This is a genomic window from Rhodobacter maritimus, assembly GCF_058747975.1.
In genome coordinates this window covers 2173673-2186237 of record NZ_CM179095.1, presented here as the reverse complement: position 1 = coordinate 2186237, position 12565 = coordinate 2173673, and the positions used below count along the sequence as shown (strand labels likewise).

Below are 12565 nucleotides of genomic sequence, written 5' to 3'. Positions count from 1 at the left end.
ATAAGCAGGGACGGGCGGAGAAACAAGCGTGGCAAGTCTGGCCGGAACGGGCAGCGCGGGGCCGGCGCCCCTTGTGCGGCTGGCACGCGCGGGCGCGGTGCTTGGGCGGTCGGCCCTGGGCGGGCTGGGGGCGCCGCGCGCGGCGATGGTGGCGGCGCGCGCCGGGATGTTCCTTTGGGTGCCCGTGGCGCTTTCCCTCGGCATCGGGGCCTATTTCGCCTGGCCGGCAGAGCCGGGCATCGGCATGCGCATGGCGGCTGCCCTTGTCGCGGTGCTGGGCGCGCTGCTGTGGTGGCGCGGGCCGGAAGCGGCTGGCTTTCCGGCCGCGCTGCTGGCGCTTGCGGCCTGTGGCCTGCTTTTGGCCGAGGCGCGCGCCCAGGCCGTTTCCGCGCCGGTCCTGGGCTTTCGCTACTACGGCCCGGTCGAGGGGCGCATCGTCGAGATCGACCGCTCGGGCACCGACCGCATCCGCCTGACGCTGGATCAGGTGGTGCTGGAGCGCATGCCCCCCGCGCGGACGCCCGAAAGGGTGCGCATCGCGCTGCATGGCGATCAGTCGCATCTGGACCCGGTGCCGGGGCTGCGGGTGATGGCCACGGCGCATCTGTCCCCGCCCTCGGGGCCCGCGCTTCCCGGCGGCTACGACTTTCGCCGCCACGCCTGGTTTGCCGGGCTGGGTGCGGTGGGCTATGCGCGCGCGCCGGTGATGGTGGCCGCCCCGCCCGAGGCCGGGCATTGGGCGATGGCGGGCCACCGCGCGCGCATGCGCCTGTCGGCCGCGATCCAGGCGCGGATCCCCGGCCAGCCGGGGGCGGTGGCCGCGGCGCTGATGACGGGCGACCGGTCGGGCATTGCCGAGGCGACCAATGTCTCGATGCGGGCCTCGAACCTTTACCACATCATCTCGATTTCGGGCCTTCACATGGGCATGCTGGCGGGCTTTGTCTTCGCCGCGTTGCGCTACGGGCTTGCGGCCGTCGGCAGCCTTGCGCTGCGATGGCCCACCAAGAAGATCGCGGCCGTCGCGGCGCTGCTGGCGGCAAGCGTCTATCTGTGGCTGGCCGGGCCGCAGGTGGCCACGCAGCGCGCCTATCTGATGGCGGCGGTGATGCTGCTTGCGGTGCTGCTGGACCGGCGGGCATTTTCGCTGCGCAGCGTGGCCCTTGCCGCCCTGATCCTTCTCGTGCTCGAACCCGAGAGCCTGACCGAGCCGGGCTTCCAGATGTCGTTCGGAGCGACGATCGCGCTGATCCTCAGCTATCGGCCCTGGTCGCGGATCGGCCCGCACCTTCCGGTGCTCTTGCGGCCGGTCGCCATGCTCGTGGTCTCTTCCCTTGCGGCGGGGATTTCCACGGCGCCGATCGCGGCCGCGCATTTCGGGCGCATGTCGGAATACGGGCTGATCGCCAACCTTCTGGCGGTGCCCGTGATGGGGGTTCTGGTGATGCCCGCGGGGGTGGTGGCGGCGCTTCTTGCGCCGCTTGGTCTTGCCGGGCCCGCGCTGTGGGTCATGCAGCTTGGAACCGCCTGGATGATCGCCGTGTCGGACCGTGTCGCGGGGCTTGAGGGGGCGGTGATCGCGGTGCATGCGCCGCCGCCCCCCGTGCTGCCGCTGATGGCCATCGGCGCGGTCGTGGCGGTGCTGGCGCGGGGGGCGGCGCGCAGCGCCGGGATCGGGGCGGTTCTGGTCGCCTTCGCGCTTTGGCAGCCCGCCACCCGGCCCGATCTGCTGATCGCGCCAGAGGGAGAGCTTGCGGGCCTGATCACCCCGGCCGGGCGCGCCCTGTCGAAAACCGGGGCGGGTTTCGTCGCCACGAACTGGCTTGAGGCCGATGGCGATACCGCCCCCCCGGCCGAGGCCGCCGCGCGGCCGGGGTTCGAGGGGCCGAAGGGCGCGCGGCAGGCCCGCCTTGCGGGGCGCAGGGTGGTGCATCTGACCGGGAAGGGGGCCGCAGAGCGCCTGGCAGAGCATTGCCGCGATGGCGCCATCGTCATTCTGGCCGCCGTGGCCCCGCCCGGCGGGGCGGCGGAATGCGATCTTTGGGATCTGGCGCGGCTGCGCAGGACCGGATCGGTCGGGATCCGGGCCGACGGGCGCGTGCAGACGGCGGCCGGGCAGGGCGGCGCGCGCCTCTGGTCCGGGGCGGGCCGTCAGTAGCTGCGGATCAGCCCCACCAGCCGTCCCTGCACCTTGACCTGATCTTCGCGCAGCATCCGCGTTTCATAGGCGGGGTTCGCGGCCTCCAGCGCGATCATGCCGTTCTTGCGGCGATAGCGTTTCAGCGTCGCCTCGTGTCCGTCGACAAGCGCCACGACGATATCGCCGTTCTCGGCCGTGCCCTGTTCGCGGATCACCACGATATCGCCATCGTTGATCCCGGCCTCGATCATCGAATCGCCCTTGACCTCAAGCGCGTAATGCTCGCCCCGGCCCGACAGCATGGAGCCCGGCACCGCGACGTGATGCGACACTTCCGAGATCGCCTCGATCGGGACACCGGCCGCAATTCGCCCCATCACCGGAAGTTCCAGCGCATGCACCGCCTCGACCGGCATGGCGCCGCGCGGCGGATCGACCTTGTCGCCCCGGATCACCCTGGGCGAGAAGCCCGGTTTCTCCATCGCGTCGGGCAGTTTCACGATCTCGATCGCGCGGGCGCGGTGGGCAAGGCGACGGATGAAGCCACGCTCTTCCAGCGCCGTGATCAGCCGGTGGATGCCGGATTTCGACCGCAGGTCGAGCGCCTCCTTCATCTCGTCGAAAGAGGGCGGGACACCGTCACGGGCCAGCCGTTTCTGAATGAAATCCAGCAGTTCCAACTGTTTACGGGTCAGCATGACGGTCCCTCAAGGCAAAGGTTCACCCTAAGTTCTAGTCATGTTCCCCTTTCGTGTCAACGCGGAACACTCAGATCGGCAGATAGCTGACCAGTTCGCCGGCCTTGCGCGCCCCGTCGCCGAGCGGGCGGATCAGCAGGGCGTCGGCCTCGGACAGGAGGCTCAGCATCGCGGAATCCTGGCTGTCGAAGGGGGTGATGACGGGCAGGGCCTCGGTATGGCTCAGGCGGGCGCGCATGAAATGCGTCCGCGGTCCGTTTGGGGCGCAATCCGCGCCCAGAACCGCGTTGCGCGGCGCATGCCCCGCCGGAAGGCCCTGGAACGCGGCCAGAAGCGGTAGCAGGAACAGATGCGCGCAGACCACGGCCGAGACCGGATTGCCCGGCAGGCCCAGCATCGCCGCGCCGCCTATCCGCCCCGCCATGAGCGGTTTGCCCGGCCGCATGGCGATCTTGTAGAAGGACCGCTCAAGCCCCAGATCGCCCGCCACCTTGGCCACAAGGTCATGATCGCCGACCGATGCCCCGCCCGAGGTCACGATCAGGTCCGCGCCTTCGGCCAGGCCGAAAACCATGCGCAGGCTGTCCTCGTTGTCGCGCGCGATGGGAAGCATGCGCACCTCGGCGCCCGCCTCTTCGGCCATCGCGGCAAGCGCGAAAGAGTTCGAGCACAGAATCTGTCCGGGGCCGGGTTCTTCGCCGGGCATCACAAGCTCGTCCCCCGTGGCGATGATCGCAACGACGGGCCGGCGGCGCACCTCGACCTCGGGCAGGTTCATCGCGGCCAGCAGGGCCAGATCCCGCGCGCCCAGCCGGCGCGGTGGGAAAAGTGCGGCGCCCTTGCGGAAATCCTGCCCCAGGGGGCGGATATTGTCATGGCTCTCAAGGCTGTCGGAAAGCGTGATGCGGTCGCCGTCGCGCGTCACGTTCTCTTGCAGCACGACGACGGCGGCACCTTCGGGCACGGGGGCGCCGGTGAAGATCCGCACCGCCTGTCCGGGGGCGATGGCGGCCCCATGCGCGCGCCCCGCGGCGGCCTCTCCCCGGACCTCGAGCACGGCGCCGGGGCGATGATCCTCGGCGCGGAGGGCGTAACCGTCCATCGCCGAGGCGCTGAAGGGCGGCTGGTTCAGCCGCGCGGTCGCAGGGACGGTCAGCACCCGGCCAAGGGCCGCACGCAGCGTGACGGTTTCGCTGTCCAAAGGTTCGGCAAGCGCCAGAACGCGGGCAAGGGCCTCTTCAACAGATATCATAATTCCGCCTCGTAACGGCCTGATTTTCCGCCGTCTTTCAGGGTTACGCGAATGCCCTCGATGCGCATGGATTTCTCTGCGGCCTTGAGCATGTCATAGACCGTCAGGGCCGCCACGCTGACCGCCGTCAGGGCCTCCATCTCGACCCCGGTCTGCCCCGAGGTCTTGACCGTGGCCGTGATCCGCACCCCCGGCAGTGCCGGATCGGCCACCAGATCGAGGCTGACTTTGGTGATCGGCAGCGGATGGCAGAGCGGGATCAGATCCGAGGCCTTCTTGGCCCCCATGATCCCCGCGATGCGGGCGATGCCCAGGACATCCCCCTTCTTCGCCGTGCCCGCCATCACATGGTCCAGCGTTTCGGGCAGCATCACCACGGCGCCCTCGGCCGTAGCCACGCGATCCGTCACCGCCTTGTCCGAGACATCGACCATATGGGCCTGCCCCTGTTCGTCGAAATGCGTCAGGCTCATGCCACCTCCAGAATTGCGCGCGTGGCCGCGGTCACGTCGGCCTGCCGCATCAGGCTTTCGCCGATCAGGAAGCGCCGCGCGCCGACATCGGCCATGGCCGCCAGATCCGCCGGGGTGAACAACCCGCTTTCGCAGACCAGATCGCGCCCCGCCGGCAGATGCGGCGCAAGTTCGCGGGTCACATCAAGAGAAACCTCGAAGGTCTTGAGATTACGGTTGTTTACCCCGATCAGGGGCGAGCGCAGGGCAAGCGCGCGGTCCAGCTCGGCCCGGTCATGGACCTCGATCAGCACGTCCATGCCCCAGCCCGTCGCGGCATCCTCAAGTTCGGCCGCCTGGCTGTCCTCGACCGAGGCCATGATGATCAGGATGCAATCCGCCCCCCAGGCGCGCGCCTCGGCGATCTGGTAGGGGTCATACATGAAATCCTTGCGCAGCGCGGGCAATGACGTGGCCGCGCGCGCGGCGACCAGGTAGTCCGGTGCGCCCTGGAACGAGGGCGTATCGGTCAGCACCGACAGGCAGGCGGCGCCGCCGGCCTCATAGGCACGGGCAAGGGCCGGCGGGTCGAAATCGGGGCGGATCAACCCTTTCGAGGGGCTGGCCTTCTTGATCTCGGCAATCAGCCCGTAGCCGGTGGCCGCAACCTGCCGGGACAGGGCGTCGGCAAAGCCGCGCACGGGCCCGGCCGCGCGGGCCTCGGCCTCGATGGCCGAGACCGGGCGGGCCACCTTGGCGGCCGCGATCTCGTCAAGCTTGTAGGCCTTGATGCGGTCCAGAACGTTCATGCCGTCACCGCCTTCAGTGCGGCAAGCTTGCCCTTTGCCGCCCCGCTGTCGAGGCTTTCGGCCGCGCGCGCCGCGCCCTCTTTCAGATCGGCCGCGCGACCGGCCAGCAAAAGCGCCGCCGCCGCATTCAGAAGAACCGCATCGCGGTAGGCGCTTTGCGCCCCGTCAAGAAGCGCGTGGAAGGCCGCGGCATTCTCGGCCGGTTCTCCGCCCACGAGGTCTTCGAACGGATGCACGGGCAGGCCAGCGTCTTCGGGGTGCACCTCGAATTCGTGCACCGTGCCGTTCTCAAGCGCCGCAACCCAGCTGATGCCCGCGATCGACAGCTCATCCGTGCCGTCGCCGCCATGGACAAGCCACGCGGCCTCGGACCCCAGGTCGCGCAGCACTTCGGCCATCGGGCGGATCCACTGGCGCGAAAAGGCGCCGGTCAACTGGCGGCGCACGCCCGCGGGGTTCGTGAGCGGGCCGAGAAGGTTGAAGACGGTGCGCGTGCCCAGCTCTTGCCGGGTGGGCATGACATGGCGGATCGCGGGGTGGTGCATCGGCGCCATCATGAAGGCGATGCCGGCCTCGGACAGCGCGCGTTCGGCAATTTCCACGCCTTTCATCACGTCGATTCCCATGGCGGTCAGCGCATCCGCCGCGCCCGATTTCGACGACAGGTTGCGGTTGCCGTGCTTGGCCACCGGCACGCCCGCGCCCGCCACCACGAAGGCCGTCGCGGTCGAGATGTTCAGCGTGCCCTTGCCATCCCCGCCGGTGCCCACGATGTCGATCGCGCCTTCGGGTGCGCGCACCTTGTTCATCTTGGCGCGCATCACCTTCGCGGCCGCCGCGATCTCGTCCACGGTTTCGCCGCGGGTGCGCAGCGCCATCAGAAGCCCGCCCATCTGCGAGGGGGTCGCGGCGCCTTCGAACAGGGCCTCGAAGGCCGTCTCGGCCTCATTGCGGGTCAGGGGGCGCTCGGCGGCGATGCCGATCAGGGGGCGGATGTCGATGCTCACGCCGGCACCCTCAGCTTTACGGCCGCCGAGGTCAGGAAATTGCGGATCATCTGGTGGCCGTGCTCGGAGGCAATCGATTCGGGGTGGAACTGCACGCCCTCGATCGGAAGGCTGCGGTGGCGCAGCCCCATGATGGTGCCGTCTTCAAGCCAGGCGGTCACTTCCAGGCAATCGGGCAGGGTTTCGCGCTCCACGATCAGGCTGTGATAGCGCGTGGCCTGGAAGGGCGAGGGCAGGCCCGCGAAGACGCCTTGGCCGTTGTGATGGATCACGCCCATCTTGCCATGCACGATCTCGGCGGCACGGACCACGCGGCCGCCAAAGGCCTCTCCGATGGTCTGATGGCCCAGGCAGACCCCCAGAAGCGGCAGCTTCGCCTCGGCCGCGGCCAGCGTGAGCGGCAGGCAGATCCCGGCCTGCGCCGGATCGCAGGGGCCCGGCGACAGCACGATCGCCTCGGCACCCATACCCATCGCTTCCTGCACGTTCAGCGCATCGTTGCGCCGCACGGTGACCTCGGCCCCGAGTTCGCCGAAATAGTGCACGAGGTTGTAGGTAAAGCTGTCGTAGTTGTCGATCAGCAGAAGCATGGGCCGCTTTTCCCTTTCGCCGCCCGGATTCAGGGGGTGAACCGGGGATTTCGTCGCGGTATAGATGCTCAGAGCGGCGTGCCGGGGTCAAGGGCGTTGGGACGGGTTTGGCGCCGTTTCGATGTCGCGGGGGGCCTGCGCGCGGGATATATGGACAGACCGGCCGGCAATGACGGCGGGCGGCAGAAGAGGCGGATGGCATGGGGCGGGGCATTCTGACGGGAATCGTGTTCGGCGCGCTGGTGGCGGTTCTGGGTCTTGCGGCCGTGTCGCTGATGCTGCCGCCGCCTGTGCTGGCCCCCGCGCGCCCCGATGCGCCGGTGGCGCCGCCGCGCGTGGCGGCCCCCGCGATGCCCGATCCGGCGCCACCCTCGCCGCCCGACGCGCCGGTGACCGCGGCACCGGATGCGGCCACGGGATCGTTGCCGGGGATCGTCGAGATCCCGGCCGGTTCGGAATTTGCCCGCGGAGCCGAGGATCGTCTGCCCGCCCCGCCGCCCGAACAGCCTGCGCCGCAGGTTTCGGCCTCGGCCACGCCTGAGGTCGCGCGACCGGGCGATGCGCCGGTCGCGGCTGCGCCCGATACCGAGCCTGCTGCCCGCCCCGAAGCCCCTGCCGCCGCGCCTGAGCCGCAGGCGATGCCGGAAACCGAGGCAGCCGCCCTTGACGATCCGCCCGAGGCCGAAACCCCCGTGCCCGTCCCGCCTGCCGGCGAAGTTAAGGCGCCCGCGCTGTCGCCCGTGCCCGCACCCGGCGCGCCGGGGCAGGTGGCGCAAGGCATGACGGCCTTGCCTGAGACCGGCGAAGGGATGCAGGTTTCCGAAGCCGAAGCCGAAGCCGAAGCCGAAGCCGAAGCCGAAGCCGAAGCCGAAGCCGAAGCCGAAGCCGAAGCCGAAGCCGAAGCCGAAGCCGAAGCCGAAGCCGAAGCCGAAGCCGAAGCCGAAGCCGAAGCCGAAGCCGAAGCCGAAGCCGAAGCCGAAGCCGAAGCCGAAGCCGAAGCCGAAGCCGAAGCCGAAGCCGACGCCGACGCCGACGCCGCCACCTCTCAGCGCACCGCGACCAGAGGGCAGGGCGTGCCCGTTGCCGGGGCGGGGGTCGCCGCCCGGCGCGCCACCGCGCCGCAGCCTCAGATCCCGATGACCGTGATCCCGCAGCCCGAGATTGCCGCCCCCGAGCCACAGGACATCCCCGCGCCGATCGCGCAGGCCGAGGAACCGGCCGAATTCCCCCAGATGGGCGCAGACGAATCCCTGCCGGCCGACCCGGTCGAGCCCGATGGCGCGCCCTCGCAAGAGGGTCCGGCGGCGGAACAGCCGCGGGTCCTGCCGCGCGTATTCTCTCCGTCCTCGCCTGCCGGTCCGTCGGGGCGTTCGGCGGGGTTCACCAATGCGCCTGGCGTGCGTGTCGGGCGCCTGCCGACGATCGGTGCAGAGCCCGCCCCGGCCGAGGCGGCGCCGGGCGATCTTCCCGTCGAAGCCACCGAACCCGTTCCCGCCGGTCCGTTGCCGCCCTTGCAAGCCCATGCCCAGCCCTTCGACCGGCCCGAGGGCAAGGCGCTTTTCTCGGTTGTGCTGATCGACACCGGCACCGCGGCGGGCGGGCTGGACCGTGCCACCCTCAAGACGCTTGGCATGCCGGTTACAATCGCCATCGACCCGCGCCGCGCCGATGCGGCCGAGGCGGCCAGGGATTTCCGCGCCGCCGGTTTCGAGGTGGCGATCCTGGCAGCGCCGTTCCCACCCTCGGCGACGCCCTCCGATCTTGAGGTGACGATCGAGGCCTGGCGCCAGGCCGTCCCCGAGGCCATCGCGCTGGTAGACGGCACCCCGCCGGTTTTTCAGGGTAACCGGCGGCTGGCGCAGGATGTGGTGCGTATCCTTGCGCGCGAGGGGCTGGGACTTGTCAGTCAGGCACAGGGGCTGAACGCCGCCGCACAGATCGCGCAAAGCGCGCAGGTGCCGCAGGCCAGGGTCTGGCGCGTGCTGGATACCGCGCGCGACAAATCCGCGACGATCGAGCGGATGCTGGGCCGCGCCGCCTTCGAGGCGACCCGCGATCAGGGTGTGACGGTCATGCTGAGCGGCTGGCCGCAATCGGTAGCGGGGCTGATCGCCTGGGCGCCGGGCCTGCCGCCCGAGGTGACCTTCGCGCCGGTCTCGGCGATGATCCTGGGACAGGCGGCACCCGAGTAAGACGCCACCCGGAACGCCTCAGCCGGTCTGGTTTCCGCGCCGCACGAACAGGCCCGCATCCTCGGCCGCCTTGCGCAATGCCTTGGATTTGTTGACGGTTTCCTGGAACTCGGCCTCGGGGTCGGAATCGAAGACCACCCCGCCGCCAGCCTGGACATAAAGCTTGCTGTCCTTCACGAGCGCGGTGCGCAGCGCGATGCACATGTCCATCTCGCCATTGGCGGCGAAATAACCCACGCCGCCGCCATAGACGCCGCGTTTCTCGGGCTCCAGCTCGTCGATGATCTCCATCGCGCGGACCTTGGGCGCGCCCGAAACCGTGCCCGCGGGCAGACCGGCCAGCAGCGCGGACAGGGCGTCCTCGCCCTCGGCCAGTTCTCCCACCACGTTCGAGACGATATGCATGACATGGCTGTAACGCTCGATCACGAATTTCTCGGTCGGGTGGACGGTGCCGATCTTCGCCACCCGGCCCACATCGTTGCGGCCCAGATCGAGAAGCATCAGGTGTTCGGCCAGTTCCTTCTTGTCGGCCAGAAGGTCCGCTTCCAGCGCGCGATCCTCGTCCGGGGTTGCCCCGCGCGGGCGCGTGCCCGCGATCGGGCGCACAGTAACCTCGCCCTCGCGCAGCCGCACGAGGATCTCGGGGCTGGCGCCGACGATCTGGAAGCCGCCGAAATTCAGGAAGAACATGAAGGGCGAGGGGTTCGTGCGCCGCAGGCTGCGATAAAGCGCGAAGGGCGGCAGCGGGAAATCCGCCGTCCAGCGCTGCGCGGGCACCACCTGAAAGATGTCGCCGGCGCGGATATAGTCCTTGGCCTTCTCGACGGCGGCTTTGTAGCCCTCGGGCGAGAAGTTCGACACCATCGGGCCGACCTGCGCGACATCGCCCAGGTCGCGCGCCATCGAGGGCTGGCGGTCCAGGTCGCGCAGCGCGTCCATCACGCGCTCGGCCGCCTGGGCATAGGCCGCGCGCGCGCCCTGGCCGGCCGATTGCCAGGCCGGGGCGCACAGCGTCACATCGCCCTTCACCCCGTCCAGAACCGCCACGACCGAAGGCCGGATCAGCACCGCATCGGGCACGCCGATGGGATCGGGGTTCACGTCGGGAAGGCGCTCGACCAGGCGGATCATGTCATAGCCGAGATAACCGAAAAGCCCTGCCGCCGCGGCCGGAAGCCCCTCGGGCATGTCGATGCGGCTTTCCGCGATCAGCGCGCGCAGGGATTCGAACGGATGGCCGGGCAGATCCTCGAACCGGTCTTCGAAACGGGCCTGCCGATTGATGCGGGCCTGCGCGTCATGGCACTGCCAGATCACGTCGGGCTTCATCCCGACCATCGAATAGCGGCCCCGCACCTCGCCGCCCGTCACGCTTTCGAGCATGAAGGAGTTGGGCGCGGCATCGGCCAGTTTGAGCATCAGCGAAACCGGCGTGTCCAGATCGGCGGCCAGCCGGGCATAGACCAGCTGGTTCCGGCCCTCGTTCCAGGCGGACTCGAACTCTTCGAAGCTGGGCGAAAGCGCGACCACGAAAGCCTCCGTTACTGCATCTGCGCGTGCACGGCGTTCACCGCCGTGCTGTCGAATGTCATGCGGGCCTCGGATTGCGCGGCGCGGGCGTAGAAATCCAGAAGATCCCCCGCCAGCGACTGCGAGACCGAGCGGGCCATGACGTCATGCACCGCGATCACGTCGCCGTCTTCGGGGTCCGAAGGGTGGACCGCATCCACCCGCAGCACGATCACGCGGCCTTCGGCATCGACCACGCCGGCCTCTGCCTCGGCCAGATCGAAGGCGCGTTGGGCAAGGGCGGCGGGCTGGCCTTCCAGAAAACCACCGCGCGGCAGCCTGCCCACGGTCGAGACCAGAAGCCCCTCGGAGGCCAGCGTCGCGCCATTGGCAAGCGCGGCCATCACCTCGGCTCCGCGGTCGCGCTTGAGGCGCAGAAGCTCGGACGCGGCCCAGGCCTCGGCTACCTGATCGCGGGTCTCCTCAAAGGGGATCACCTCGGGCGGGTTGATGGCATCGAGGCGCAGCGCGAAGACGCCGCCATCGTCCAGATCGGCGAGTTCGGGGAAATCGCTTTGCGTCACCTTTTCCGCGGCTTCACGGAAGGCGGTGTAGCCTGCGATCCCCTGATCGCTTTGCGCGGTGAAATCGATCTGACCCAGTTCCATCGGCGTTTCCGCGGCCACCTCTTCCAGCGTGGCGCCGCCTGCCAGCAGGTCTTCGAGATCGGCGGACTGATCAAGGATCATGCGGCGCGCGCGGTCCATCGCCACTTCGGAGGACAGCTCTTCGCGGGCCTCCTCGAAGGTGATTTCCTGGGCGGCAAGAATCGCGTTCATCGAATAGAGCGCGGGGCCGAGATCGGTTTCGACCGGGCCGACGACGCCGGGTTCGGTCAGCGCGAAGACGGCCTCGCCCGCCGCGCCAAGCTCGGCCTTCGAGGGTTCGCCCAGGTCGGCATCGCTCAGCGTCAGGCCGCGTTCGGCGGCCAGGTCGGCAAAGCTCGCCTCGCCCGCGTCGAACTTCGCGCGCGCGGCTTCGGCCTCTTCGGCCGAGGGGTAGACCAGCCGCTCGACAAGGCGCCGCTCGGGCTGGACGAATTCGTCGATGCGCTCTTCATAGCTGGCGCGCAGCGCGGCCTCGTCCATCGGAACCTCGGGCAAAAGCATCTCGGGCGAAAGCCAGACATAGGTGATCTTGCGCGTCTCGGGGCGGGTGAAGGCCTCGGGGTTGGCCTCGTGATAAGCGCGCAGCGCGGCCTCGTCGGGGGGGCCGACGCTTTCGGTCAGATCGGCCTCGGTGATCTCGGCATGAGAGATCGAGCGCGTCTCGGTCACGAAGGCGGTATAGGCGGCGGTCAGGGCCTCGGGGGCAGGGGTGCCGCCGGCCACGGCCCCTTGCAGGATCGCGCGGGCCATCTCGGCGCGCAGCTTGGTTTCGTATTGCGTTTCGCTCAGCCCCTGCTGGCGCAGGGCCAGCTTGTAGGTTTCGCGGTCGAACTTGCCATCGAGCCCCTGGAAGGCGCGGGCCGCGACGACCTGCGTATGCAGTTGTTCATCACCCACTGAAATACCGATCTGGCGTGCCTGTTCGTCCAGCGCGGCAAGGCCCAGAAGCTGCGCCTGGACCTTCTTGTCAAGCTCTAGCGACAGGGCTTCGGGCATGCTCAGCGGCCGTCCGATCTGGGCCGAGGTCGCGTCGATTTCGCTGCGCAGCGCGCGGGCATAGTCGTTCACGTCGATTTCGGTTTTGCCAACCGCGCCAATCGAACTGATCGTGCCCGAGAAATTGGTCAGCCCGAAGCCGCCAAGCCCGAGGATCAGCAGCGCCATCAGGATCCAGACCACCGTGTTCTTGCCGTGGCTGCGAAAACTGCTCGACATCGACATGCCTCCCATAAATCAGGCCGTTTG

General features: G+C 69.3%; 10 protein-coding genes. 2 read left to right on the top strand and 8 right to left on the bottom strand.

Translation table 11 applies throughout. The features are described 5' to 3' along the window. The first annotated feature begins 28 nt into the window (after positions 1–28). On the top strand, positions 29–2158 hold the full coding sequence (locus tag AC4PTO_RS11195; protein ID WP_492728473.1) for a ComEC/Rec2 family competence protein: 2130 nt from the start codon (positions 29–31) through the stop codon (positions 2156–2158). Here AC4PTO_RS11195 and lexA read toward each other — a convergent pair. From lexA to AC4PTO_RS11165, 6 genes are all read right to left on the bottom strand, one after another. Then, positions 2152–2838, bottom strand: coding sequence for a transcriptional repressor LexA (gene lexA, locus AC4PTO_RS11190; protein WP_492728471.1), 687 nt, complete (start codon positions 2836–2838; stop codon positions 2152–2154). The two genes, AC4PTO_RS11195 and lexA, sit on opposite strands and share 7 nt — an antisense overlap. Positions 2839–2908: 70 nt before the next feature. Beyond that, the gene (locus AC4PTO_RS11185; protein WP_492728469.1) at positions 2909–4090 is read right to left on the bottom strand and encodes a molybdopterin molybdotransferase MoeA; all 1182 of its coding nucleotides are present in this window, start codon (positions 4088–4090) and stop codon (positions 2909–2911) included. After that, the gene (gene moaC / locus AC4PTO_RS11180; RefSeq protein WP_492728467.1) at positions 4087–4563 is read right to left on the bottom strand and encodes a cyclic pyranopterin monophosphate synthase MoaC; all 477 of its coding nucleotides are present in this window, start codon (positions 4561–4563) and stop codon (positions 4087–4089) included. The genes AC4PTO_RS11185 and moaC overlap by 4 nt, the downstream gene beginning before the upstream one ends. Beyond that, positions 4560–5351, bottom strand: coding sequence for an indole-3-glycerol phosphate synthase TrpC (gene trpC, locus AC4PTO_RS11175; protein ID WP_492728465.1), 792 nt, complete (start codon positions 5349–5351; stop codon positions 4560–4562). Before trpC ends, moaC begins: the two co-directional genes overlap by 4 nt. Then, positions 5348–6358 carry an anthranilate phosphoribosyltransferase gene (gene trpD / locus AC4PTO_RS11170; RefSeq protein WP_492728463.1) on the bottom strand — a complete coding sequence of 337 codons (1011 nt, stop codon included), beginning with the start codon at positions 6356–6358 and terminating at the stop codon, positions 5348–5350. Before trpD ends, trpC begins: the two co-directional genes overlap by 4 nt. Further along, on the bottom strand, positions 6355–6948 hold the full coding sequence (locus tag AC4PTO_RS11165; RefSeq protein ID WP_492728461.1) for an anthranilate synthase component II: 594 nt from the start codon (positions 6946–6948) through the stop codon (positions 6355–6357). Before AC4PTO_RS11165 ends, trpD begins: the two co-directional genes overlap by 4 nt. Before the next feature lie 200 nt (positions 6949–7148). On the opposite strand from AC4PTO_RS11165, the gene AC4PTO_RS11160 reads away from it, so the two are divergent. Then, positions 7149–9140: a divergent polysaccharide deacetylase family protein gene (locus AC4PTO_RS11160; protein ID WP_492728458.1), complete on the top strand. Its 1992-nt coding sequence runs from the start codon at positions 7149–7151 to the stop codon at positions 9138–9140. An 18-nt stretch (positions 9141–9158) separates the two neighbouring features. Here AC4PTO_RS11160 and trpE read toward each other — a convergent pair whose 3' ends face one another. Continuing rightward, positions 9159–10673, bottom strand: a complete 1515-nt coding sequence (gene trpE / locus AC4PTO_RS11155; protein ID WP_492728456.1) for an anthranilate synthase component I — start codon at positions 10671–10673, stop codon at positions 9159–9161. Between the two features lie 11 nt (positions 10674–10684). After that, on the bottom strand, positions 10685–12535 hold the full coding sequence (locus AC4PTO_RS11150) for a peptidyl-prolyl cis-trans isomerase (protein WP_492728454.1): 1851 nt from the start codon (positions 12533–12535) through the stop codon (positions 10685–10687). Between the last annotated feature and the right edge of the window lie 30 nt (positions 12536–12565).